Origin of the sequence: Pseudoalteromonas sp. 10-33 (genome assembly GCF_001469195.1) — a bacterium.
Classification (GTDB): domain Bacteria; phylum Pseudomonadota; class Gammaproteobacteria; order Enterobacterales; family Alteromonadaceae; genus Pseudoalteromonas.
Window position 1 is genome coordinate 101,808 of sequence record NZ_LOFI01000024.1, and the last position, 24,281, is coordinate 126,088.

At 40.0% G+C, this 24,281-nt stretch carries 24 protein-coding genes; 2 read left to right on the plus strand and 22 right to left on the minus strand.

All coding sequences use genetic code 11. The annotated features are described in order from the left end of the window. Nucleotides 1-10: 10 nt before the first annotated feature. From ATS76_RS12880 to cadR, 21 genes are all read right to left on the minus strand, one after another. Nucleotides 11-433, minus strand: coding sequence for a hypothetical protein (locus ATS76_RS12880; RefSeq protein ID WP_058552467.1), 423 nt, complete (start codon nt 431-433; stop codon nt 11-13). Further along, nucleotides 417-1,082, minus strand: a complete 666-nt coding sequence (locus ATS76_RS12885) for a methyltransferase family protein (protein ID WP_058552468.1) — start codon at nt 1,080-1,082, stop codon at nt 417-419. The genes ATS76_RS12880 and ATS76_RS12885 overlap by 17 nt, the downstream gene beginning before the upstream one ends. Next, entirely contained in the window at nt 1,075-1,410 is a 336-nt protein-coding gene (locus tag ATS76_RS12890) for a DUF2933 domain-containing protein (protein ID WP_058405795.1), read from the minus strand. Before ATS76_RS12890 ends, ATS76_RS12885 begins: the two co-directional genes overlap by 8 nt. A 9-nt stretch (nt 1,411-1,419) precedes the next feature. Continuing rightward, on the minus strand, nt 1,420-1,773 hold the full coding sequence (locus tag ATS76_RS12895) for a cupredoxin domain-containing protein (protein WP_029773135.1): 354 nt from the start codon (nt 1,771-1,773) through the stop codon (nt 1,420-1,422). Nucleotides 1,774-1,797: 24 nt separating this feature from the next. Then, the gene (locus ATS76_RS12900; RefSeq protein WP_058552469.1) at nt 1,798-4,041 is read right to left on the minus strand and encodes a heavy metal translocating P-type ATPase; all 2,244 of its coding nucleotides are present in this window, start codon (nt 4,039-4,041) and stop codon (nt 1,798-1,800) included. A gap of 101 nt (nt 4,042-4,142) precedes the next feature. Next, on the minus strand, nt 4,143-4,556 hold the full coding sequence (locus ATS76_RS12905) for a MerR family transcriptional regulator (RefSeq protein ID WP_008467855.1): 414 nt from the start codon (nt 4,554-4,556) through the stop codon (nt 4,143-4,145). Between the two features lie 297 nt (nt 4,557-4,853). Further along, nucleotides 4,854-5,276 carry a hypothetical protein gene (locus tag ATS76_RS12910; RefSeq protein WP_058552470.1) on the minus strand — a complete coding sequence of 141 codons (423 nt, stop codon included), beginning with the start codon at nt 5,274-5,276 and terminating at the stop codon, nt 4,854-4,856. Between the two features lie 659 nt (nt 5,277-5,935). Then, entirely contained in the window at nt 5,936-6,808 is an 873-nt protein-coding gene (locus tag ATS76_RS12915) for a copper resistance protein B (RefSeq protein ID WP_021032426.1), read from the minus strand. Next, nucleotides 6,805-8,628: a copper resistance system multicopper oxidase gene (locus ATS76_RS12920; RefSeq protein ID WP_058405792.1), complete on the minus strand. Its 1,824-nt coding sequence runs from the start codon at nt 8,626-8,628 to the stop codon at nt 6,805-6,807. The genes ATS76_RS12915 and ATS76_RS12920 overlap by 4 nt, the downstream gene beginning before the upstream one ends. A gap of 27 nt (nt 8,629-8,655) precedes the next feature. Continuing rightward, the gene (locus ATS76_RS12925; RefSeq protein ID WP_008467847.1) at nt 8,656-9,126 is read right to left on the minus strand and encodes a YybH family protein; all 471 of its coding nucleotides are present in this window, start codon (nt 9,124-9,126) and stop codon (nt 8,656-8,658) included. 15 nt (nt 9,127-9,141) lie between these two features. Then, nucleotides 9,142-10,029 (minus strand): copper resistance D family protein, encoded by an 888-nt coding sequence (locus ATS76_RS12930; protein ID WP_058552471.1) that lies wholly within the window; start codon nt 10,027-10,029, stop codon nt 9,142-9,144. A gap of 19 nt (nt 10,030-10,048) precedes the next feature. Beyond that, entirely contained in the window at nt 10,049-10,396 is a 348-nt protein-coding gene (locus ATS76_RS12935) for a copper resistance CopC family protein (RefSeq protein WP_010558032.1), read from the minus strand. Nucleotides 10,397-10,449: 53 nt separating this feature from the next. Next, nucleotides 10,450-13,614: an efflux RND transporter permease subunit gene (locus ATS76_RS12940; RefSeq protein WP_058552472.1), complete on the minus strand. Its 3,165-nt coding sequence runs from the start codon at nt 13,612-13,614 to the stop codon at nt 10,450-10,452. A gap of 14 nt (nt 13,615-13,628) precedes the next feature. Further along, the gene (locus ATS76_RS12945) at nt 13,629-15,371 is read right to left on the minus strand and encodes an efflux RND transporter periplasmic adaptor subunit (RefSeq protein WP_058552473.1); all 1,743 of its coding nucleotides are present in this window, start codon (nt 15,369-15,371) and stop codon (nt 13,629-13,631) included. Further along, entirely contained in the window at nt 15,371-16,798 is a 1,428-nt protein-coding gene (locus tag ATS76_RS12950; protein WP_004589253.1) for a TolC family protein, read from the minus strand. The genes ATS76_RS12945 and ATS76_RS12950 overlap by 1 nt, the downstream gene beginning before the upstream one ends. Beyond that, nucleotides 16,798-17,295 carry a DUF411 domain-containing protein gene (locus tag ATS76_RS12955; RefSeq protein WP_004589252.1) on the minus strand — a complete coding sequence of 166 codons (498 nt, stop codon included), beginning with the start codon at nt 17,293-17,295 and terminating at the stop codon, nt 16,798-16,800. The genes ATS76_RS12950 and ATS76_RS12955 overlap by 1 nt, the downstream gene beginning before the upstream one ends. Nucleotides 17,296-17,402: 107 nt before the next feature. Continuing rightward, nucleotides 17,403-17,783: a hypothetical protein gene (locus ATS76_RS12960; RefSeq protein ID WP_058552474.1), complete on the minus strand. Its 381-nt coding sequence runs from the start codon at nt 17,781-17,783 to the stop codon at nt 17,403-17,405. 133 nt (nt 17,784-17,916) lie between these two features. Further along, nucleotides 17,917-18,141, minus strand: coding sequence for a GDCCVxC domain-containing (seleno)protein (locus tag ATS76_RS19435; RefSeq protein ID WP_082653641.1), 225 nt, complete (start codon nt 18,139-18,141; stop codon nt 17,917-17,919). Continuing rightward, nucleotides 18,129-18,518 carry an organomercurial transporter MerC gene (merC, locus tag ATS76_RS12965; protein ID WP_058405786.1) on the minus strand — a complete coding sequence of 130 codons (390 nt, stop codon included), beginning with the start codon at nt 18,516-18,518 and terminating at the stop codon, nt 18,129-18,131. The genes ATS76_RS19435 and merC overlap by 13 nt, the downstream gene beginning before the upstream one ends. 61 nt (nt 18,519-18,579) lie before the next feature. Then, complete coding sequence (locus ATS76_RS12970; RefSeq protein WP_058552475.1) at nt 18,580-18,957, minus strand: MerR family transcriptional regulator; 378 nt, start codon at nt 18,955-18,957, stop codon at nt 18,580-18,582. A 42-nt stretch (nt 18,958-18,999) separates the two neighbouring features. Next, entirely contained in the window at nt 19,000-19,389 is a 390-nt protein-coding gene (gene cadR, locus ATS76_RS12975) for a Cd(II)/Pb(II)-responsive transcriptional regulator (protein ID WP_008128687.1), read from the minus strand. A 77-nt stretch (nt 19,390-19,466) separates the two neighbouring features. On the opposite strand from cadR, the gene ATS76_RS12980 reads away from it, so the two are divergent. Both ATS76_RS12980 and ATS76_RS12985 read left to right on the plus strand, forming a co-directional pair. Further along, nucleotides 19,467-20,198: a transglutaminase-like domain-containing protein gene (locus tag ATS76_RS12980; protein WP_058405784.1), complete on the plus strand. Its 732-nt coding sequence runs from the start codon at nt 19,467-19,469 to the stop codon at nt 20,196-20,198. Beyond that, nucleotides 20,185-21,072, plus strand: a complete 888-nt coding sequence (locus ATS76_RS12985) for a cation diffusion facilitator family transporter (RefSeq protein WP_058405783.1) — start codon at nt 20,185-20,187, stop codon at nt 21,070-21,072. Before ATS76_RS12980 ends, ATS76_RS12985 begins: the two co-directional genes overlap by 14 nt. Before the next feature lie 71 nt (nt 21,073-21,143). Here the strand turns inward: ATS76_RS12985 and ATS76_RS12990 are convergent, their stop codons facing one another. Next, nucleotides 21,144-24,272 (minus strand): efflux RND transporter permease subunit, encoded by a 3,129-nt coding sequence (locus ATS76_RS12990; RefSeq protein ID WP_058405782.1) that lies wholly within the window; start codon nt 24,270-24,272, stop codon nt 21,144-21,146. Nucleotides 24,273-24,281 lie beyond the last annotated feature (9 nt).

Consider the following 24,281-nt stretch of genomic DNA (forward strand, 5'->3'; position numbering starts at 1 on the left):
AATTTATCTCCTAATGTGAGTGCGAGTGTTGTTGTTTTTTGTCTTTCATTTCTGCCATTTTGTATTTCATTTGTGGCATCATGTTTTCCATCATTTCCAGATGATGTTCAGCCATCTTGATTTGCTTATGCATTGGCATTGCTTCCATGTTTTTGTGCATGGATTGCATCATCTTCATCATTGAGCGGTGATGTTCAGCCATCATCTGCTTTTGCTTTTCAGGATCTTTTTCAGCTTTAATGGTATGGACTTCCTTTTTCATTTCCATCATTTTTGAATGCATTTTTCCCATGTTCTCATGCGACATTGCCATGCCTTGATGCATATCCGATTTGTTCGCACCTTCATGTTTATTCTCATTGTTTTGAGCAAATAAGCTTGTGGCCGCCAATAGTGAGCTGACAAATAAAATTGATTTAGTTAACGTTTTCATGATTTTTACCTTCTATGTTCTTATTAAAATTTGGAATCCAACTTGGTGTCGATTCCATATAGCTATGGTACTCCGAACCAAACTCGGCAATAGCTTGTGTCTCTTCGCGTTTCGCTAGCTTGACGTAAACAACGACTAAGATTGGAAACATCGCAAGTGTTGGGATGGTCGGCCACTGCAATAAAAAGCCGAACATGATTAGAATGAAAGCTACGTACTGTGGGTGACGACACCTCGCGTACCATCCTGTAGTAGCCAATTGATGGTGTTTTTGCGCGTGATGCAATACGTTCCATGCTGAAGACAACATAAAGATACCTGCCACAATAAACACCATACTCGCTATATGAAATGGGTCCCAATGGGCATCACCTTCCAAACCAAAGAAAGTATGTAATAAGTGCCCATTTTCATGCGCAAAGAAGTTAACTTCTGGGTAATTTTCAGTTAACCATCCAGACAAAAAATAGATAGTTAAAGGAAAGCCATACATTTCAGTAAATAGGGCAACAATAAAGGCAGAGAACGCTCCTAGGCTTCGCCAATCAGTTGATGTTTTTGGTTTTACAAAACTAAAGGCAAAAAAGATAAAAATTGCTGAATTCAGTATCACCATTGACCATAAGCCATAATCATATGTCTCATTCATCACTGTTCTCCTTCTTATGCAATTCCTTGCGTCCTTCTTCTAACCCTTGTATGTAGCCATCGCGATAGGCTTCATTTTTATCCGTGAGTTCTTGAAAGCTCTCTTCCTTTTTGTCATCAGGCGCATGTGAATGATCGTGACCATGTTTGCCGTGACTGCCATGCATAAATACATGCATCAAAGGACATAACAGCAAAATTAAATAGGGAAGAAATTGCAGAACATGTTGTCCATGTTCAAAGATTAAAAAATAGGTGGCTGCGGCAATAAGCACCAATGCAGCCCAACCTGTGGGTGTAAACCAAAATTTAGGGTGCTCATTTTTCATGTTGGCCTCCTAAACGACTTTTAAGACACCGCGATACATTTGCATCTGACAATGAAACTCATGCTCTCCCGGTGATAAGTTCAATAAGGTAATTTGAGTAATTTCATTTAATTTAAGCTGCTCACTTATCTCCAATGATGGAATAAGCATTGTTTCAGCGCAGGGTGATTGATCTTTGCGCATAAACTTCAGAGTGACAGGCTGGCTAGCAGACACTTGAATTGAGGATGGTGAATACACGCCATCCCTCACTTCAATGAGTACTTCACTATCTTGAACAATTGTTTTATTGGGTTTGTATAGCCAAAACCACCAAACAATCATTGCAATTAACACTAAGCCTAATAAGTTAATTATCATCATTGTGATTCTCCAAATGCTTACTTTCTATGAGTTTTGGGCTTTAAAAAAGCGAAGTCGATTTGCATTTGACACTACGGTCAATGACGAAAACGCCATTGCAGCACCAGCAATTACAGGGCTAAGCAGAATGCCAAAGAAGGGGTATAGAACCCCCGCAGCAAAAGGAATCCCGGCTACGTTATAGACAAACGCGCCAAACAAGTTTTGTTTGATATTTCGTAAAGTCGCTTTGCTTACCGCGATGGCATCAGCAAGGCCATGAAGTGAACCACGCATCAGGGTAATATCCGCGCTTTCAATCGCAACGTCTGTACCTGTGCCTATAGCAAAACCAACATCAGCTAACGCTAGCGCCGGAGCATCGTTGATGCCATCACCTGTCATACCAACGATTTCGCCACTGCCTTGTAGCTCTTTCACCTTGTTGGCTTTGTCTTCTGGCAGCACTTCAGCAAAAAACTCGCTAATGCCCGCTTTTTTGGCAACAGCGGCAGCGGTTTCCTTGTTATCCCCCGTTAGCATGATGACGCGTATACCATTGGCCTGAAGACGTTGGATAGCAGAGATTGAGTCAGACTTGATTGGATCTGCAACAGCAATTATTGCGGCAAGCTCACCATCAACAGCAAAATACATAGGTGTTTTAGCTTCTTTTGCTAAAGACTGGGCTTTTCCAACAAAGCCAGTGAGGTCTATGCCTTTTAACTTCATTAGTTTATCGTTACCGAAAAGCAGGGCTTTATTGTTGCAGTTTGCTTCTACACCAAAACCCGTAATGGCGTTAAAGGCTTCAATTTTTAGTAACTCAATATCCTGATCTAACGCACTTTCAACAATCGCTTGCGCTAAAGGATGCTCTGAGCCGCTTTCTAAACTTGCTGCAAGCTGTAGTACGTCTTTTTCGTCAGTAGCTTTTGCTAAAATAATATCGGTTACCTTAGGTGCCCCTTCAGTAATAGTGCCCGTTTTATCTAAAATCATGGCAGTGATTTTAGAGGCGGTTTGCAGTGCCTCACCGTTGCGAATAAGCACTCCGGCTTCTGCTGCTTTTCCTACTCCCACCATGACAGACATGGGTGTTGCCAAGCCTAAAGCACACGGGCAGGCAATAATAAGCACAGTAGTTGCTGAAACGATGGCAAAAGCAATGGCTGGCTCAGGTCCAAAGTTAAGCCATGCTAGCGCACTTAACACAGAGGTAATCATCACGACAGGTACGAAAAAAGCTGAAATAACATCGGCCAAACGGCCAATCGGCGGTTTTGAATTTTGTGCTCGTTTCACCATATTGATGATTTGTGCAAGCGCCGTGTCTTTACCAACGCGTGTGGCTCTAAATAAAATCATGCCTGATTTGTTCAAAGTACCTGCGACAACCTCATCTTCTTCAGCTTTTTCAGCAGGCATAGGTTCGCCTGTCAGCATGGACTCATCAATAGAGGTGTGTCCTTCCAATACCACGCCATCGACGGGAATTTTTTCACCCGGTTTTACCTTCACAATATCGTTAAATAAAACCTGCTCAATACCTATCTGAACTTCTTTGTTGTCACGAACCACGGTTGCTGTTTTGGCTTGCAAGCCGATAAGACGTTTAATGGCCTCAGAGGTTTTACCTCTGGCTTTGATTTCTAATGCTAAACCTAAATCAATTAAGCCAATGATCATGGCGGTAGCTTCAAAATAAACATGCCGTGCCATCAATGGAACAGCGTCAGGTGCAAACACGACAACCATCGAATACAACCAAGCCGTGCCTGTTCCTAAAGCAATTAGGGTGTCCATATTGGCTGAATGATTTTTGAAGCTCTTCCATGCTCCTACATAGAAATGCTTGCCTGAAAAATACATAACACCAAAAGTTAAAATGCCTACAACCAACCAAGAAATTCGTTCAAGGTTTGTTTCAACCGTCATTTCTCCAACTACAATGCTGTAGATCATCAAAGGAACGCCGAGTGAAAGGGCAATAAACGTATCGCGCATTAGCTTCTTATAATATGCCCAATCAGCCGCCTCTTTCTCATCAAGCGCATCTGTTGCTGAGCTATCATCAATTGGCTTCGCGTTATACCCCACTGACTCAACAGCTTTGATCAATTCTTTTGTTTTAGCTGTCCCATAAACTGTTACTGTCCTATCAGCAAAATTCATTTCCGCACTGACGACTCCAAGAGTTGCCTTCAACGCCCCTTCAATTTTGCCTACACAGCTAGCACACCCAGCACCTTCAATGATAAGCTGTTGGTTATGTGATACTTTCTCCAACGTATTCTCCTTACTTTTACACGAAGAGGATTGAGCTTTTGCCTGACAGCAACAGCCTGATTCAGTTTTTATATTTGTGTTAGTAGCCACCCTTTTTCCTCCTATGCTTTTTTAATTTGCTCAAAGTTTTCGATGAGATGACAAACCATGTTTGCAGTCGGTGCTTTGTCTTCCATTTCTTCCCATCGAGAAAGCGCAGAAGACATTTTTCCTCGAAGTGCCAACATTGCTTGAAACTGCTTTTCTGTTTCTTCAAGCCGCTCTTTGATCAGGCTTCTGACTAATGGGCACGCACTTTTACCATCTTCAGATTCATTAATAATTTCCTTGATATCTGCAACGGAAAAACCAAGGTTTCTGGCACTTAAAATGAATTTAAGTCTCGATACTTCTTTATTCGAGTATGACTTGTAGCCGTTCACTGACTTAGCAGGTTTTAACAATCCTAATCTGGTGTAATAGCGCACCGTATCAGCAGTCGTTCCAAGGCTTTTTGCCAGCTCCGCAACTTTCATATTCACTCCTCAGTTTTTTAGCTAAGTTTGTACTCTCATCTTCAGCTTAGACCTGTGTCTAAGACACAGGTCAAGTACTAATTCTAGTGAATAAGCTAAAAACTAATTTTTTGGTAAAAGAGAAATCTCGGTCAAAATCGACAGCATTAAGTACTGTAAATAGCAATAGTTTGAGCATTTCCATAATGCCTTTCCAAATATCGTACTAATCGTTCAAAACAATTGGTTATTTAAACCAATGAAAAAATCATTCTATTTTGATGGGAGTGGCGAAAAAAAGACGCACTGTTCCCGTGATTAGCCAATAATTGGTGGACGATAAAGTAAGAGATGGATACCAGATTTTGGTAGGGGTGTACGCTGTAGAATTAGCTCAGAATGAATATTGCAAATACCTTCGTCTTGCGCTTCCACAAGATAGGCATTTAAATGAAAGCTTGCACAAAAAACACCTTCGCAGCAAAGACAATCACCAGCTTTACATTTTTCACATTCCTCATCAGCATGATTGTGCTTAGCATCTTGTGAATTTTCAGCGTGATAGTGACTATTGTCAATCATTGATTGATGATGCATATTTTTGCTTGGTTGCATAATATGCGTATCGGAAGAGTCCTTATGGTGTTCTTCACAATTCATTGGTTTGGCAACGGTAAATCCGTGCTGCGTAAGCAACACAGTTATCATCACTATTTTAAACCACTTGAAAAGTCCAAACATTTTAATTCCTTATTTATCACCTACAATATTAGCCACTTTATAAAAATAATTTTATGATCTTGATCAACCTTTGAACTAAAACCTAAACTTTTTACTTTTTACTTTTTACTTTTTACTTTTTACTTTTTACTTTTTACTTTTTACTTTTTTAAACAGCTTTAACTTCACAAGTATAAAAGGGGTGTCTAATTTATACTCATGAGATTGAAGCCAAGCATGAGCACCATTAAAAGAAATAAAAACCCTACGCTCATAACTAGGTATTGAGTAATGGATCATTTTTCCAATTGTTCAGCTTTAAGCGCAGTACTTTGCAACAATCGGTTCTATCCCGGGCACATCCAATTCCCGTTCATCAAAAGTGATAAAATGGCCTATTGTACGTCTTTCAATGGCGATGTTTTTTGCCTTGACTCTTTAACCTTAACCATTCGCCAACTTTACTTCTTAGCTGATATTCCACCTTGATAGGTATACACCAGACTGGCACCGACTGAAAACAAGAAGTAGCTTACTATTACTGCTCTTAGTTCTTTCCAAAAAAACTATTAGCTAGGCCTTTCCTAACATAACTAAAATGGTTTAAATCCCAAAAAACGAAAGCTACCATCAACATAGTTGCGGTAGCTCTCATCAAGTCAATATAGTATTTCTTCATATCAGAGCCAGAACTTGATACCTGCAACAAAAGCAGTATCACGAGTACTTTGCCCATTTAACTTCGCAAAGTCGGCTGTATTACCAAATTTATTTGTCCACTCAACGCCAACATAGGGAGCAAACTGGCGGGTAAACTCATAACGAACCCGAAAACCAATAGCACTGCTAGACAAGCCACTACCAAGGTTATTTTGGACGTCATCCTTACCGTAAAGCGTCAACTCTGCTCGTGGTTGAACAATTAACTTTTGAGTAAGTAATAGCTCATACTCAGCTTCGATCGAAAATGCACTATTACCTTGCTCTCCTAAATACGCAGTCATATCAATTTCAAACCAGTAGGGGGCTAGACCTTGTAAACCAAAAGCTAGCCATTTGCGGTTTTCACCTTCGTTATTGTAATCAAGTCGAATACCGACTTGTGTATCCCAATAAGCAGATATTGCGTGGCCCCATAGAAAATCTGTTTGGTTCTCCTCTAAATTACCTTCGCTAAAATCTCCTTCAGTTTTGATGACTAATCTATCAAAAGTAGTGCCATACCATGCCTGAAAGTCAAAAACACCTGCGTTTGTTTGCTCATTATATTCAAGACGATCCCCTAGTAGCGCGTAAAATGAATGCTCATCTGCCAAAGTCAGTCGTTTGTCGCTACTGAGTGCATAAGGGCCTTCAGTCAAAGTTGTACCTGCTGCATAAGCATGGGGGTCTCTAGCATCTTTAGGTGCATCTCCACCTTGTGCTTGCATTTTAGAATCACCCATCTCAGTCATCTCATCTTTTGCAGATACAGATACAGATACAGATACACTTATAAGGGGCAAACCTATTAATAATAGTCTTAACGTATTGGTTAGTATTAATTTTTTCATGATACAACTACCTCTCTAAACATACCTGCATCCATGTGGAATAATAAATGGCAATGCCATGCCCAGCGACCTACGTCATGAGGTGTTGTTAAAAAACTAATTCTTTGCGCTGGTTGTACAGGGATAGTATGGCGACGAACCTGTACATCACCTTTTTCATTCTCCAAATCGCTCCACATACCATGCAGGTGCATGGGATGTGTCATCATTGTATCGTTTTGTAAAATAACTCTTAAACGTTGATTATGCTTCATGTGAACTGGCGTGCTTTTTCCAAATTCCAAGCCATCAAATGACCAGCTATAACGCTCCATGTTTCCAGTTAAATGTAATTCAATTTCAGCCTCTGGCTCTTGCTGGTTTGTAATTCCCTCAAGAGAATGTAAATCTGCAAGTGTTAAAACACGGCGTCCATTTTTACGTAAACCTATACCGGGATCATCAAGGTTTGTTCTAGGCATATCAACACGCATATCAACAGAAGCTCCATACTCTGTTTTTGCATGACGCACTTTAGTGCTAGCAACAGCTAATGGGTTTTTAGTCATTCCATGTTTACTATGATCCATTGCCATCGCTCCATGACCCATTGCACTATGATCCATTTTATTAGAATTCATGCCCGACATACCTGCCGTATCAGCCATTGTAGAATGCACACTATCATGGGTCATATTGCCCATCATATCTGTCATCGTTAACCACTCAACGGGGTCTAAAGAAGGTACTGGTGCATCAACGTTAGGTGCCATTGATAAAGTACCTTTAGCATAACCTGAGCGATCCATGCTTTGTGCAAAAATCGTATATGCATCATTTTTTGGCTCGACAAGTACATCATAAGTTTCACCGGGACCAAATCTAAATTCATCTACTGTCACAGGTTCAACATTTTGTCCATCAGCTTGTACAACTGTTAACTTCAGCTCAGGTATTCTTACATCAAAAAACGTATTGCTAGAACCGTTAATAAATCTAAGCCTAACCTTTTCGCCAGCTTTAAACATTCCACGCCAGTTTGTCAAAGGCGCACAACCATTCATTAAAAAAGTCATTGCAGATGCTGATAAGTCTGCAAGATCTGTAGGGTTCATTCTCATTTTATTCCACATTTCCCGGCGTTGTAGCGCATTTGAAACGCTGCTATTTGAAATGTCATCAAAAAACTCTGGAACAGTAGGTTGATTAAAGTTAAATACATCGCTCTGTACTTTTAACTTGCGAAACAAATCCATTGGGTCATCATCAGTCCAATCAGACAATTGGATGACATGCTCATTGTCAGCACTAATAATATCCTTTTCTCTTGGCTCAATAATTAATGCGCCGTACATACCTGTCATTTCTTGAAAGCCACTGTGTGAGTGATACCAATATGTGCCGCTTTGTTGCAGCTTAAATTTATAAACAAAGGTTTCACCCGGCATTATACCTTTAAAGCTAATACCCGGTACGCCATCCATTTGATACGGAAGAATGATCCCATGCCAATGAATTGAACTCGGCACTGATAATTTATTAGTTACCCTGATAGTAACGTCATCACCTTCTCTGAGGCGCAAGGTAGGAGCTGGTATTGAGCCATTGATTGTTGTAGCCATTCTTACAACACCTGTGAAGTTTACGGGTGACTCATCTATCACTAAATCTATTACTTCTCCACTTAGTTCGGGCGCAGTACCTGTTGAAGTTCCAGCAATCAAAGATGAAGCTGCATGAAGAACACTTGGAAAAGCAGCTAATACACCGCCAGCAATTACACCTTGTACAAAGCGTCTACGTGGCGTAGAAACTTGATGTAATGGACTTTTAATTCTCATTTTGTACTCCGTTATTTAACCAATAAATTAATGTGACCAATGAATGTGCTTAATCTTCCATTCACCATTTTGTTTTTCCAGCACCATCGTTTCCATGCCTTGATAATCGCGTTCAACACCTTTATGAGTACCTGTAGTTTGACTACGCGACGCAGAGATAGCGGTATTTCCAAGTATCGTCACTTGATGTTCAAGTGTGTCGCTCTTCATCGCTGCTAAATACTTCATATCCGACAACATATGATGATGAGCATATTCATCAGCGCTCCTTTCAACGCGGCCTCCCTCGAAAATGGTGACATCATCCGCTAACTGCGCTCTAGCCTGTTTTTGATTGCCAGTTTCAAGTGCTTGATGAAATGCCAAAACAACTTTTGCGGCAGGGGTATCTATACCTTTAAACAAACCTTTGTCTTTGTTCTTATCACCATGAGCGTTTGCTGCGAAACTAAACGTCATTAATAAAACGAGTAATATATTTATTGTTTTCATTTTCATTCTCTCTTTTAGGTTTTAATTTGCAGGGCCAACAACACTAGTAAGCCCAGCCGTTACAGATAAAATGGCAAAAGCTACTACCATTTCTATCGAGATAGATTTAGATAAAGCCTCTCTGCCTTGACTATTTTTAAGTTGTGGAACGAGTATTAGTTTATGTTTAGCAGCAAGTGCCAAAATAGACACTACAAGGGCCAATTTAAACAACAGTATTTGTCCGTAACTTGAGCTTATTAGTGCATCAAGACTTCCGACCAATTGAATCACGAGCCAGAGGCCTGCTACCAACAATAGGCTCAATGTAAAACTTGCTTGTTTGCCAAAGCTTTCCATCAGCAAATGAAGTTCTGCATAACTTAGCTGATGGCAAGCCTGTTTTAATGGCAATAACGCCCCAAACCACCATGCCATAACGAGCACATGCAAAATAAGCAAGCCTTTTTCAATTGTGCCTAACTCAGAAATATGACCCAGTAACGTGAATGAGTATGCAAGGATTAATAAACTCAACATTAAAGCGCTTTGTTTTAAGTACGAGTTCACAGCGAGTTTGAACCTTAAAGCTAAAGCGATTATTGCGGTAACTAGCCCAAGCGCTCGAAGCAAAGCTCCAGTGCCGACAGAGGAGTCCCACATAATAGCCAATATATCAGCGTCTATCGCCCCCTGAATTCCCTCTTCTGCCATTGCACCAGTACTGGCAAAGAACCAAGTAATATTAGCGATCAAAGCCATAACTATATAAGTTCTTGTCCACGTTAAATTCGCTATTACAGCATTAGTATGAGATTCATTATTCTCAAATATTTGCCTGAAAAATGTATAACCTGCAATACAGGCAAAGCCGACGTAAAATACAATTTTTGACAGTACAATGACTGTATTCCAGATATACATTTCCATATCAATCACACCGCCTATTTTAGTGAACCATAAAGCCGAAGCTATGTTTCATTTTATGACCATCGTTACCTAAGAAGGTTACATCCACAGCGTAGTTTGCAGGAGCTAATTTAGGTAGTTTCCATGTAAATTTGCTAGTAGCGACTTTAGAAGGCTCGAATCCAAATTTAAATTCTTCGCCTTGTTTATTGGCCAATGAAACTTTTACAACCCGTACCTCTTTGGTGAACACCAAAGTTAACTCTTCTGGAGGATTCATTAGCATTGCATTATCAGCAGGCACACTTTTTTCAAGATGCACATGCGCAAATACCGCACTACTAAAAACGACACTGATTACGGTTAAAAATTTAATTAGTTTTTTCATATTTACCTCTATTTTAGTTTATTGAAATTGCTATTTATGGTTTCTTAACTTCGCTAAGCATTACTTTTTAGCTCCGCCTTAGAAAGCTCCTTGTTAAAGGCGTTTAATTCTGGCTTTTTAACGATTGAGTAAATTACTGGGAGCACAATAAGAGTGAGTAGCACAGCACTTGTCATTCCGCCTACCATAGGTGCAGCAATACGACTCATAATCTCCGAACCTGTTCCTGTACCATATAAAATGGGCATCAAGCCGATAATGATTGTTGCAACTGTCATCATTACTGGACGAACTCGTAAGCCTGCACCGTGCAATAATGCATCTTGATATGCATCATCAGAGATAGGTTCAGCTCGCTCTTCAGCTTTTTCCTTAAGCTCAGCAAGTGCCTGATTGAGATAAACCAACATTATCACACCAATCTCAACCGCTACCCCAGCTAGAGCAATAAAGCCCACGCCAACAGCCACAGAGAAGTTAAACCCTTCCAGATACATCAACCATAAGCCACCAATCATCGCCATCGGCAAGGTAACGATAATGATAGCCACCTCACTAAACGCTCTGAAGTTTAAGTAAAGTAGAATAACAATAATGGCGAGTGTTAAAGGCAATACATAGGTGAGCTTTTCTTTCGCTCTTTCCATATATTCGTATTGCCCAGCCCAAGTAATTGAATAACCTGCTGGTAGTTTTAGATTATTAGCCAAGTGTATTTTTGCACTTTCAACATAAGTACCTACGTCAACACCGTCTATATCGATAAACGTCCAGCCATTTAAACGAGCATTTTCACTCTTAATTCCCGGCGGACCGTTCTCAACTCGAATATCTGCGACATCACCTAGTGCAATGCGTTGACCACTTGGTGTTACAACAGGTAATCGTGATAGCTGCTCAGGAGAGTCTCGATAGTCTTGCGGATAGCGTAAGTTAACAGGGTAACGCTCTTGACCTTCTACCGTTTGGGTAACGTTCATACCACCAATAGCTGTAGAAACCACTTGTTGAACATCTTCGATGTTTAACCCAAAGCGACTTGCCTTATCGCGTGAAATATCAACCTTGATATATCGTCCACCTGCAACTCGCTCTGAGTAAACTGATGCTGTGCCTGTAACTTCGGGTAAAATTTGCTCTATTTGTTGGCCGATTTCCTGAATCACATCAAGCTCTGGTCCGGCGACTTTAATACCCACAGGCGTTTTTATGCCTGTTGCTAACATGTCGATTCGGGTCTTGATTGGCATAACCCAAGCATTCGTTAAGCCCGGAAACTTAACCAATTTATCAAACTCAGCTTTTAACGATTCAGTAGTCACCCCCTCTCGCCACTGCTCTTGTGGCTTCAATTGAATAAAGGTTTCAATCATGGTTAAAGGTGCAGGATCGGTTGCAGTTTCAGCTCTTCCTACTTTACCAAATACAGTTTCAACTTCTGGCACAGTGCGAATAAGCTTGTCTGTTTGCTGCAATAACTCCCTTGCTTTACCAATTGAAATACCGGGATAGGTAGTAGGCATATACATGAGATCGCCTTCATCCAATGGCGGAATGAATTCACTACCAATTTTATCGACAGGCCAAAAGCCAACGATAGTCACTAATATTGCTGCTACTATTGTCGATTTTGGAAACTTCATGACTTGCTTTAAAACAGGCATGTAGATAGCAATCAATAATCGGTTTAACGGGTTTTTCTTTTCAGAAACAACTTTGCCTCGAATAAAGTAGCCCATCAAAACAGGCACCAATGTGATCGCCAAACCTGCTGATGCCGCCATTGCATAGGTTTTTGTATAGGCGAGCGGAGAGAACATTCTTCCTTCTTGCGCTTCCAAGATAAATACAGGTAAGAATGAGACTGTAATGATCAGTAAGCTAAAAAATAGTGCAGGGCCTACTTCACTCGCAGCCTTAGCAACAATTTGCCAGCGATTTTCATCTGTTAGTGGTGTTTTCTCCATATGCTTGTGCATATTTTCAATCATCACTATTGCACCATCAGTCATCGCACCAATCGCAATAGCGATACCGCCTAAAGACATAATGTTGGCATTGATGCCTTGCATATACATGATAATGAACGACACCAAGATACCTAATGGCAGAGTAACAACTGCCACAATAGATGAGCGAAGATGAAATAGGAAAGCCACACAGACAATAGCAACGACTGCAAGCTCCTCTAGCAACTTGCTCCAAAGATTATCAACAGCACGATCTATTAACTTCGATCTGTCATAAACAGGGACAATCTCCACCCCCTCTGGTAGAGAAGATTTAAGCGATTCAAGTTTTTCTTTTACCCCGTTTATGGTTTGTTGAGCGTTTTCACCAAAGCGCATAACGACAACACCACCAACAACTTCTCCTTCACCATTTAGCTCTGCGATACCACGGCGCATTTGAGGCCCTAAATTAACGGTAGCAACATCACCAATACGCAATGGCGTGCCTTGTTCGTTAATACCAAGTGGAATTTTCTCAATGTCTCCAACTGATTGAATATACCCCGTAGCAGTAACCATATACTCAGCTTCCGCCATTTCCACAACAGATGCGCCCGTTTCTTTATTGCCTCGTTTAAGTGCCATTTGGATATGACTTAACGGCACGTTATAAGCTCTGAGCTTGTCGGGATCGACTTGTACCTGATATTGCTTAACCATACCGCCAACGGCGGAAACCTCAGACACGCCCGGAACAGTTTGCAATTCATACTTTAAAAACCAGTCTTGAATACTTCTTAATTGGCTTAGATCATGGTTTCCTGACTTATCTGTTAAAGCGTAGATGTATACCCAACCCACACCTGTCGCATCAGGTCCTAATTGTGGTTTTGCCGAATCAGGCAGGCTTGATGCTACTTGGCTTAAGTATTCAAGTACTCTGCTTCTAGCCCAATACAAATCAGTATCATCATCAAAAATGATATAGACGTAGGAATCACCAAAAAATGAGTAACCACGAACAGTTTGCGCTCCCGGTACTGACAACATGGCTGTAGTAAGGGGAAACGTCACTTGATCTTGCACTACTTGTGGTGCCTGTCCCGGATAGCTCGTCTTAATTATCACCTGCACATCAGAAAGATCGGGGAGTGCATCTACTGGCGTTTTTTGTAATGAATACAAACCACCAAACGCGATAATTAAGGTAATCAACAAAACAAAGAAACGATTGCCGATAGACCATCTAATAATTGATTCAATCATTATTTTTCTCCCACTTAATGATTAGAATGATCAACAGCAGCTTTATTTTCCTTGCCGTGTTGTTCATCTGATTCAAGAGAAATGTCAGTGATAACTAAGTCATCTCTAACCTCAAAAGTGAAAGTGACATTATCACCGACATTGAAATCAACCATTTCTATATTGTCCGCGATGATAAAATCCATCGTCGCAGCAGGTCTATCCCATTTCTCTATTGGGCCTCTGCTAATATTTAGAATCCGTGTATCAATATCAATCGCATTGATCAAACCAGATACTGTTGCTGATGATACTTCAGGCTCACTCATGATATGAATTCCAGTAATTTCATATCCACCGTCTTCGGTTTTGCTCACTTCAAAGTGCAAAGATTGACCTGACTTTAATGAGTCAATATCGACTTTTTCAGCCACAGTAAAATCCATAACCATTTCAGGCCAATCCCAAGCTTCAGCAGGGCCATGTGAAATATTAACCATGCGGTGCCCTGCCATAACACTATTAACATCCCCTTGCATCCAAACAGAGTTAGGCACTTCATCATGAGTCATTCGTTTAAAGTCAGAGCTTTTACTTGATTCAGAATCAATCAAGAATTGGGCAGATGTCACCACAACGTCATCTTCATTTAAGCCGTCTAATATTTCGATGCTGTCGATATCAACCCGGCCAATAGTCACTTCAATAGATTTAAATTGCCCATCACCTAACGCAAGTACTACTCTGTCCTGTTTACCTGTTCTAATAACGGCTTCTTTAGGCACGAGGATGGTGCTATCAGCTTGATTAGCGTGAATAGAGACTTGTGCAAACATATTTGGTTTTAATTGATAGTCTGTGTTATCAAATTTCAATCTCACTCGGAGTGTGCGTGTTTTACTGTTCAATGTTGGATAAACATAATCAACGACACCAGCCCAGTCCTCACCGGGTAAATAATCCAGTGTCATTGATACAGGAAGTCCTTTTTTAATTAAGGCTGCGTCACGTTCAAACACTTCTGCTTCAACCCAAACTTGATCTAGCTGGCCAATGCTTAATAAGGTGTTTCCCGGCTTTACATAAAAACCTTCTCTAACCTTCAAACCATCGACAACACCTGCTTGTGGTGAATAAAAGGTAATTGTTTGCTGAACCTTTCGTGTTTGCTCTAATTCTTTAATAAAGTCTGCTGAAAGCTGTAACGCTTTTAGGCGATCTTTGGCTGCTGAAATTAAAGAACTATTGTTGCGCTTTAACGCTATTAACAGCTCTTCCTGAGCATTAACTAACTGAGGAGAATATAGTGTATAAAGAGGCTGCCCTTTCTCTACAGGGTTACCTGCTGCTTTGATGTAAAGTTTATCAATCCAGCCATCAACCCGTGGGTGGATATGAATTAGCTTATCTTCATCATATTGAACATAACCTACCGTTGAGATTTCAGTATGCATATTTTTCAGTTCAACAGGTGCAGTGCGAACCCCAAGGTTATTCACTACATGAGGCGCAATTTTTACTGCTCCGGGGCCAAAGTCATCACCAGATGATCCTTCCTCATACACTGGAATTAGATCCATCCCCATAGGCGACTTACCGGGCTTGTCCCGGCGGTAATTAGAATCCATCGGTGCAACCCAATACAGAGGCTTTTTTTCTCCTGATGTTGCTTCATTACTATTACTGTTTGAGCCAGTACCTTGATATAAACTCAATGCTCCAGCACCAAGTGCTGCCCCAATGATGATGGCAATAATTGTTTTTGTATTCGTTGACATTATTTTTCTCCAAATTGCTGACTGGATAAGTGCTGATTAGTTTTGTGTGAAGTTTGCATCGACTTATGTTCAGCATTTGAGTTAGATTGAGAATGCGCAAAGAAATAGTTGATACGAGCAACTGTTTTAAGTGCGTCAACATCAATTCTTAAAGCTGATATTCTGGTATTTAATTCGGCAATTCTTGCTCGAACAACTTCGGCAAAATCGCCATCATCATTTGTGTAGGCTGTCAATGACGCTTCTGCTTGGTCATGAGTTTGTTTAAGGAGTTGTTCTTGATAGATAGATTGTCTATCTGATAAGCGTTTAAGCTGTCTTAGTTCTTTTTCTAAAACACTGATCATTTGCTTTGTCAGTAATAGTTTCTCGGTTTTAATAGTCTCTGAATCTGCAATAGAAGCTGCAACTTGCTTATCTTGTCTGTTCTCGGTAAACAAGGGTAAATCAAACGTTACCCCAACAGAAAATAAATCAGCTCGGCTATCACCAGAGGGCATATTGTCGCGATAGGCATAACTAGCATTAACACCCCATTGCGGCTCATATTGCTGTTTGGCTAACTCAATTCCTTTTTCTGAAGCTTTGCGTTTTATATCAATCGCAAGTATGGCTGGGTGATTCGAAAGCTCCTGAGCCAATAGATTTCTTGAGTAATTAGATGCTTTTAGGACTGTTGGATTATTCAATTGAATCGAAGGCAATTCTTTTGAGACGCTAAACTCTAATGGTTGCGCGTCAAAGTTGAATGATTCATTCAAACGATCCGCATCGTAAATATGAAGCCACTCATTGAGACGAGCGATTGTCGTTTCTAGTTTCTGCTTTTGCGAAGTTAATCTGTCATCTAACTGCACGATTTCCAACTGAGCACGAATAACATCTTGCTGTCTAGTTTTACCAACAACGTTTGAATAGCTAGCTTTAGCCACTTCCGCCATCTGCTCAAAGAGAGACCAATCATCTTCAATCAATTTAATAGTTTGTTGGGCTAAGTAAGCATCTAACCAAAGTTGTGACACTTGGCTTTTCAACTTAGCTTTACGATCCTCTCGTAACAGTGGAAATTTCGTGGACTCAATTTGTAACTGGTCTTTCTTGATCTCTAGACTGTCGCCTCTCGGAAACATTTGAGAGACGCCAACCTTTAGCTGAGTCATTCCTTCCTGATCTAAATCCCAAGTATCTGTTGGTAAATTCATTATCCCTAGCGATACTTTCGGATCAGGCAAAGTACCTGAAGCAATACTTCTATTTTCAACTGCACTTTGTTTCAATCGGCTACCATGAAGCCAAGGATCATTTTGCTGAGCTAAGGTGATAGCTTGTTCAAGCGACACTACTTTCTCAGCTTGAGCTGAGAATACAGATAAGCCGAGTATTAATGCAGTTGAAAGTGAAGTAAGGTTTGAAGAGTTCAATTTCATTAGAATTGCTCCTCGTATGTCTTAACTTTTGCATAGACTTTGCTCGTTCCATCTTTAAATAGAATTAACACGTTGTATGGCATAAAGCGGTCATCGACTTCCATACCGGGAGAGCCAACTGGCATTGCTGGAACTGAAAGCCCAATCGCATTGGGATGTTCTTCTGATAAGAACTGCTGAATAAATTTAGCAGGTATATGACCTTCAAAGGCAAATCCATTTCTACTCACTGCCGTGTGGCATGAACGGTAATTAGGTTTGATACCATACTTAGTTTTGATGTTGCCGATGTTTCGGAAATCTTTGGAATGCGCAACGATCCCTTTGTCTTCAATATGAGTTATCCATTTTTTACAACACCCACAAGTAGGGGTTTTATAAACGATTAACTCCAAAGGTGTTACGTCGTTATTGTGTGCATGGTTATGTTCGTTGGCGTTTGCAAACGCAGGTGAAAGCAGCATTACTACTGCTATTTTTAAATACTTATTGATCATTTTTGCCCCCAGACATCGCTGGAAAATATCTATAGCGCTACGACGCTATATTGACTAACAGAAAAATTAATTACATGTGCGAGAAATTTGGACGCACTAATCCTGTATTAGGCAAAAATTGGTGGACGATAAAGGGAAGTGGAAATTGAATGAGGTTGTTTAGATTGCAGAGCAGCTACAGATTCACTGAATATTTGAATATCTGTCGAATCAATACTGGAATTTAGGACTGTCGTAGATGAGCAAGCATTTGCAGGACAAATACATTCAACGTCACAACAATCTTCTGATTGACCATTACTGCTTTTATTCATATCCCCATGATTCATTCCTTCATGATGACTCATTTTGGAATGATCCATGTTCATGTGTGATTCGTGAGAACCTGATGACATTTCACAAGACATAGCAGTATAAGCCAATGCTTGCCCAACAAAGGCAAACAGCATAGCTACAACAACTAAGACTTTTGAAAGTGGTTTAAACATAAAGTTCTCTTAAGAAAAATACCATCACAATACTAAATTAAAGTCATATCTAAGTAAATGATAAACCGTGGTGCTTTTAAAAATTTTGATTAATACAGGAGAATAGTGAATATAGTCGAGAAAAAATAACTAATTAATCACCAGTATGAGAGCAACAATTATGTCCTTCCTGAATTGGTGGACACTTTACTGTTCCATATGAACAGTAAACACAGCAGTCACCCTTTAATGGTTTTAACAAAACTTTGCACGATTCACATTCATAATACCACTGACAAGCGTTTGTCGGCATTTCTTCAATTTTACTATACCCACATTCTGGACATGTAATAGTCGACTTTAGCTCTATACGTTGCATGTTTGCTCCCTTACTGGTTTTACGATATCCAAAACCGACATAACGACCATTAAGCAAATACCAAAGTAAAATAGGTATGTGCTCCAATCATATTGCCAAAGAGGATAAAGCGTTAATAGCACTGCTACAGGCCCAAGAATGCTGAAGGCAGCTCTGGTATGGCTTTTATTTTTGTGCCAGTTGTATAAGTTTACTAGTAGCGCCAGAGTTGCAAATATAGGTAACAAGGTATTTACAGCAATCCCCTCAAAATGAGAAAGAAAACCTAACCCCAACGCTGATGCTAATGAACCAAGTGCAGGGAAACACCCTGTACAACTAAGTGCTGCAAGCCAAACCCCGCCTGAGCCAACTTTATCTAAAATTTTATTTATCATTTGAAAGTCTATTGGTTGATATTACCAGCACTTTAAACTCCGTACATGAGTACGGAGTCAATCATTTTAATGAATCAATAATAGGGCAATATGTTGGATCATCGTTTTGTATACAGGTATTTGTCATATCCACAATTACTTTCTCTAAACGTTGAAGGTCGCTAATTTTTTCTCGAATGATTGCTAACTTTTGTCGGCTTAATAACTCAATTTGAGCGCAGTCGTTGTCCATAGACATTAGCGATTTAATTTCTTTTAACGTAAAGCCGAGCATTTTGGCTTTTGTGATGAACCTAAGTTGTCCTGCTATTGTTTCGTCATATTGTCTATAACCTGATATTGGTTTTGTAGGTTGTGTAATAAGTCCTTCTCGCTCATAAAAACGAATGGTTTCTACGTTTAAATTTAATGATTGTGCTAATTTACCAATGGTTTTCATAATTGCCTTTGCGACTAAGAATAGCTCAAAGCAGAATTTAGATTAACTATCCAACGACTTAATAATACCGCATCCTTCAATGGTATTATCAGAATTGCATGTACTTGCCATATGTTGTAATTCATTTTTTAAGGCCTTTAATTCTTTCATGCGTTTGTTGACTAAATTTAATTGCTGCTTAATCAATTCATTCACACTAGAGCAGCTTTCTTCTGGCTTATTCTTTAATTCAATAAGACGTTTGATATCATCAAGAGATATATCGAGGCTGCGACAATGCTTAACGAATTCCAGCTCTTTTAACGCCTTATTGGAATACAACCTAAAGTTACCCTCAGAGCGCTCAGGATCTGAAAGCAACCCTTCTCTTTCATAATACCTAATTGTTTGTATTGAACAGCCTGATGTTTTCGATAATTCGCCAATTTTCATAAACCTTTCCAATAAACTTGACTCTATAGTTACTATAGGTTTTATAGTTAAAGCATACAAGTTAATAAGGGGTAAAAATGTGTGATAAGTATCTAACCAAGACCAGCATAGTCAATTTTGAACACAAAAATATCCAATCCCTCATAAATCAACGAAGGTGGAAAAGCTTGGATGATTTCAACAAAATTGGTGCGGCCTACCAATTTGTTAAAGATGAAATATTATTTGGCTACAATGAAAGCGATGACATTTCTGCAAGCAATGTTTTAGCGGATGGTTACGGACAATGTAATACCAAAGGTAACTTACTGATGGCCTTGTTACGAGGGTTAGGTATTCAATGCCGATTTCACGGGTTCACCATTGCTCAGCAATTGCAAAAAGGTGCTATTCCAACGTATGTCTTTTGGTTAGCGCCGAAATACATTATCCACAGTTGGGTAGAGGTTTACTTTGATGGACGTTGGATCAACTTAGAAGGCTTTATCTTGGATGAGCAATATCTCACTTCGTTACAACAGAAATTTAGCGAAGAAAAAGATAACTTTTGTGGTTATGGTGTTGCGACAAAATGCTTCTCTACTCCAGATATAAATTGGCGCGGAACTGATACCTATATTCAAAAAGAAGGTATTCATGATGATTTCGGACTTTATGACTCTCCTGATAAGTTCTACCAAGAAAAAGGCACTAATTTGTCAGGCGTTAAACGTTGGATGTATCAACGAGTGATCCGTCACCTGATCAACTTCAATGTCGCCAACATTAGAAAGACGACAGTACTGGAGGTGCAAAATGCACAACCATAATCATAGTCATCAACATGGTAAAGATGACCGTATTGGTTGGGCATTTTTCCTTAATGTGACATTCACTATTATAGAATTTATAGGTGGTTGGCTCACTAACAGTACGGCGATAATGGCAGATGCAGTTCACGATCTTGGTGATAGTCTTTCAATAGGTTTTGCGTGGATTTTAAGTCGTTTTTCAGATAAAGAAGCATCAGATAAGTTTAGTTATGGTTATCGTAGACTTACACTCTTTGGCGCATTGATAAACAGTATTGTTTTAATCATTGGCTCAATTTGGATTTTATTTGAAGCAATTCCAAGGCTGTCCAATCCTGAAATGCCTGTTGTCGAGGGGATGTTAGGGCTAGCGATACTCGGCGTTGCCGTTAACGGATATGCTGTATTAAAATTAAAAGCTGGAGAAACCTTAAATGAAAAAGTACTTACATGGCACTTGCTTGAAGACGTACTTGGCTGGGTTGCTGTGCTTATTGTATCTATTGTGCTGTTATTTGTAGATTTGCCCATTTTAGATCCGTTACTATCTATTGGCTTCACATTGTTTATCTTGTTCAATGTTTTTAAAAATCTGAAATCAACAATTGTCTTGTTTCTTCAGGCCGCGCCAGATGAAGAAACTCAAGAAAGTATAAAAGAGTCGCTAACTAACCTTCCAGAAGTTAATGGCGTACATCATCTGCATTTTTGGTCGTTAGATGGCGAAAGTCACGTATTAACCGCTCACATAGAATTAGTCGAAAAAATTGACGTTGATGAATTAATTAAACTTAAGGAACAAGTGGCTAAGAGACTTTCTGCCTATCGCTTGTCTCATACAACCATTGAATTTGAGTTTCCTAAAGAGACTTGCCGAGATGATGCGAATTAAACTTTAAAAATTAAAATAAAAAGATTAAATATAAAAGCAGCTTAAACATAAATTAAGCTGCTTTTTTGTTTTTAAATTTCGTCAGATTGCTGTTTACTGCTCTCAGCGCCATGCGCCCATTGATATAAAATAGGCAATACAAACAAAGTTAAAATTGTAGAAGATATAATACCGCCGATAACAACTGTTGCTAGTGGTCGTTGCACTTCTGCACCAATTCCAGTGTTTAACGCCATTGGAATAAAACCTAAACTTGCGACCAGTGCCGTCATTAAAATAGGTCTTAAACGAATGATGGCACCTTCAATGATCGCTACGTAAAGGTCGCCTTTTTCATGCCAAAGATCTCGAATAAAAGCCAACATAACCAAGCCATTTAATACGGCAACACCTGACAATGCTATGAAGCCGACACCTGCCGAAATAGATAAAGGCATGTCTCTTAAATAAAGAGAAATTACGCCCCCAGTTAATGCTAACGGTACACCACTGAAAATGATCAATGCATCTTTTAATGAACCAAATGCAATAACCAAAATACCTAAGATAACAATTAGTGTGATCGGCACAACTAAGCTTAATCTTTTACTCGCTGACTCTAGCTGTTCAAAGGTTCCGCCATAATCAAGCCAGTATCCTGCTGGAATTTCTCCTTCCTGATTAATTTTAGCTTTCACTTCTTTGACAAAACCGCCTAAATCTCTACCACGAACATTGACGGTAACCACAACTCTTCTTTTACCGCTCTCACGGCTAATTTGAGCAGGTAAAGACTCAGATTTAAGCTCTGCAACTTCTTCAAGTGGCACATAGTTACCATTCTCAAGTGGAAGCGGCAGAAATTTCAAACCATCAATATCCGTTCTAGTTTGCTCCGGTAGACGAACAACTAACTCAAATCGTCTGTCTCCTTCATAAATGATCCCCGCAGATTCCCCCCCTATTGCAGTGGCAACCCAATCTTGCAATTCGGTAACGTTCAATCCATACCTACCAAGTGCTTCGCGTTTAGGGATTACCGATAAAGATGGAACACCTGTGACTTGTTCCATTCTGGCATCTGCTGCACCATCTACGGTTTTCACAATATTTAGAATATCTTTTGCGGTAAGTAATAACCGATCCAAATCATCGCCAAATACTTTGATGCCCACATCAGCTCTAACGCCAGAAATCAATTCATTGAAACGCATTTGAATAGGCTGAGTGAATTCATAGTTGTTGCCCGGAATGTTTTTCAGTACCTCTTCCATTTCTTCAACTAATTCACTCTTTGGCTTTGAAGGTTCGGCCCAATCTTTACGTGGTTTTAAAATAACAAAGATATCAGCAATACTCGGTGGCATTGGATCAGTTGCTACTTCTGGTGTGCCGATGCGCGAGAATACTTTATCAACTTCAGGAAACGCTTTAATACGTTGCTCAAGTACTTCTTGCATTTCTACTGATTGCTCTAGGCCAGTCGATGGAATTCTTAATGCCTGTAGTGCAATATCACCTTCATTTAATTGAGGAACAAATTCTGTCCCAAGCGTAGTTGCTAACCAAAGGCTATACCCCATTAACAGCGTTGAGAATGAAACAATAATCCAACGAAATTTCATCGCCATTTTTAACAATGGTTCATAAATAGACTTGGTTGAACGAATAACTACACTTTCTTTTTCGCTGATTTTACCTTTCATAAACACAGCTACAGCAGCAGGAACCAGTGTAACTGAAAGGATCATTGCGGAAATTAACGCCATAACGACAGTTGCCGCCATAGGGTGGAACATTTTCCCTTCAACGCCAGTTAGCGTGAAAATGGGGATGTAAACAACAGTGATAATTGCCACACCAAACAAGCTTGGACGTATCACTTCTGAAGTGGCTTCAAAAACGGTATTTAGGCGTTCTCTTAAGTCTTGCCTATGACCGTTGTGTTGGGCCTGTGCTAACCTACGGACAGAGTTTTCAACGATGATTACAGCCCCGTCCACTATCAAGCCAAAGTCCAATGCGCCGAGACTCATTAAATTGGCAGATACTCCTGCTTGCACCATACCTGTGATTGTCATTAACATGGAAATAGGGATAACAGCAGCGGTAATGAGAGCTGCACGTAAATTTCCAAGTAGAATAAATAACACAACAATAACTAAAAGCGCACCTTCAACGAGGTTTTTGGTAACGGTTGCAATCGCTTTATCTACTAATGTTGTTCTGTCGTAAACAGGCTCAGCGGTAATGCCCTTTGGCAGAGATTTTTGTATTTCGCTGAGCTTCTGTTCAACTGCTAAGGCAACGGTGCGAGAATTCTCACCAATCAGCATCATGGTTGTACCAAGCACTGTCTCAATGCCATTACGAGTAGCAGCCCCTGTTCTAAGTTCTTTGCCAATAGCAACATTGGCAACATCACTTATTTTTACAGGAATACCATTGTTCTTTTTGATGATGACATTGAGGATCTCATCTATTGTCTCAAGTTGCCCAATGGAGCGCACTAACACTTGCTGTCCGTTTTGTTCGATATAACCTGCGCCACGGTTGTCATTGTTTTTACGTAATGCATCAGATATTTCTTCAAAGGTTACCTGATGAAAAAGTAATTTTTCGGGTTTAGGCGTTATGTGATATTGCTTGTTGTAGCCGCCGATACTGTTGACCTCAATGACGCCTTTAACTTGAGCCAATTGCGGTTTAATGATCCAGTCTTGTATTTCTCTTAAGGCAATAGCGGTATAAGGCTCTCCATTAGGCATTTTAGCGTCAGGAGAAGCTTGTACGGTATACATAAATATTTCGCCAAGCCCTGTCGAAATAGGACCCATTTCTGGCTCTAAGCCAGAGGGAATAACGCCTTTTATCGCAGCTAATCTTGCATTGATTAAGTTGCGAGCAAAATAAATATCGGTTCCCTCTTCAAAGATAACGGTTACTTGAGATAATCCATATCTTGACAGGGAGCGGGTGTGAGACAGCTTTGGCAATCCGGCTAAGGCTGTTTCTACAGGAAAGGTCACCCTTTGTTCCGCTTCCAAAGGTGAATAACCGGGGGCAGAAGTGTTTATTTGTACCTGCACGTTTGTTATATCTGGAACAGCATCAATGGGAAGTTTTTGATAACTCCACATACCAACGCCGATGATTACCATCAGCAAGCTTAATACTAAATAGCGCCTATTTATTGCAAGACGCAAAATTGATTCAATCATATTGCGTCT

What these genes read in the sequence shown, in the direction of transcription:
- ATS76_RS12970 (WP_058552475.1), bottom strand. Translation starts at nt 18,957, where the DNA reads ATGAAAACCATTGGTAAATTAGCACAATCATTAAATTTAAACGTAGAA.
- cadR (WP_008128687.1), bottom strand. Translation starts at nt 19,389, where the DNA reads ATGAAAATTGGCGAATTATCGAAAACATCAGGCTGTTCAATACAAACA.
- ATS76_RS12895 (WP_029773135.1), bottom strand. Translation starts at nt 1,773, where the DNA reads ATGATGATAATTAACTTATTAGGCTTAGTGTTAATTGCAATGATTGTT.
- ATS76_RS12930 (WP_058552471.1), bottom strand. Translation starts at nt 10,029, where the DNA reads ATGGAAATGTATATCTGGAATACAGTCATTGTACTGTCAAAAATTGTA.
- ATS76_RS12925 (WP_008467847.1), bottom strand. Translation starts at nt 9,126, where the DNA reads ATGAAAATGAAAACAATAAATATATTACTCGTTTTATTAATGACGTTT.
- ATS76_RS12980 (WP_058405784.1), top strand. Translation starts at nt 19,467, where the DNA reads ATGTGTGATAAGTATCTAACCAAGACCAGCATAGTCAATTTTGAACAC.
- ATS76_RS12950 (WP_004589253.1), bottom strand. Translation starts at nt 16,798, where the DNA reads ATGAAATTGAACTCTTCAAACCTTACTTCACTTTCAACTGCATTAATA.
- merC (WP_058405786.1), bottom strand. Translation starts at nt 18,518, where the DNA reads ATGATAAATAAAATTTTAGATAAAGTTGGCTCAGGCGGGGTTTGGCTT.
- ATS76_RS12915 (WP_021032426.1), bottom strand. Translation starts at nt 6,808, where the DNA reads ATGAAAAAATTAATACTAACCAATACGTTAAGACTATTATTAATAGGT.
- ATS76_RS12945 (WP_058552473.1), bottom strand. Translation starts at nt 15,371, where the DNA reads ATGTCAACGAATACAAAAACAATTATTGCCATCATCATTGGGGCAGCA.
- ATS76_RS19435 (WP_082653641.1), bottom strand. Translation starts at nt 18,141, where the DNA reads ATGCAACGTATAGAGCTAAAGTCGACTATTACATGTCCAGAATGTGGG.
- ATS76_RS12960 (WP_058552474.1), bottom strand. Translation starts at nt 17,783, where the DNA reads ATGTTTAAACCACTTTCAAAAGTCTTAGTTGTTGTAGCTATGCTGTTT.
- ATS76_RS12880 (WP_058552467.1), bottom strand. Translation starts at nt 433, where the DNA reads ATGAAAACGTTAACTAAATCAATTTTATTTGTCAGCTCACTATTGGCG.
- ATS76_RS12940 (WP_058552472.1), bottom strand. Translation starts at nt 13,614, where the DNA reads ATGATTGAATCAATTATTAGATGGTCTATCGGCAATCGTTTCTTTGTT.
- ATS76_RS12910 (WP_058552470.1), bottom strand. Translation starts at nt 5,276, where the DNA reads ATGTTTGGACTTTTCAAGTGGTTTAAAATAGTGATGATAACTGTGTTG.
- ATS76_RS12990 (WP_058405782.1), bottom strand. Translation starts at nt 24,272, where the DNA reads ATGATTGAATCAATTTTGCGTCTTGCAATAAATAGGCGCTATTTAGTA.
- ATS76_RS12935 (WP_010558032.1), bottom strand. Translation starts at nt 10,396, where the DNA reads ATGAAAAAACTAATTAAATTTTTAACCGTAATCAGTGTCGTTTTTAGT.
- ATS76_RS12955 (WP_004589252.1), bottom strand. Translation starts at nt 17,295, where the DNA reads ATGATCAATAAGTATTTAAAAATAGCAGTAGTAATGCTGCTTTCACCT.
- ATS76_RS12905 (WP_008467855.1), bottom strand. Translation starts at nt 4,556, where the DNA reads ATGAAAGTTGCGGAGCTGGCAAAAAGCCTTGGAACGACTGCTGATACG.
- ATS76_RS12885 (WP_058552468.1), bottom strand. Translation starts at nt 1,082, where the DNA reads ATGAATGAGACATATGATTATGGCTTATGGTCAATGGTGATACTGAAT.
- ATS76_RS12890 (WP_058405795.1), bottom strand. Translation starts at nt 1,410, where the DNA reads ATGAAAAATGAGCACCCTAAATTTTGGTTTACACCCACAGGTTGGGCT.
- ATS76_RS12985 (WP_058405783.1), top strand. Translation starts at nt 20,185, where the DNA reads ATGCACAACCATAATCATAGTCATCAACATGGTAAAGATGACCGTATT.
- ATS76_RS12920 (WP_058405792.1), bottom strand. Translation starts at nt 8,628, where the DNA reads ATGAGAATTAAAAGTCCATTACATCAAGTTTCTACGCCACGTAGACGC.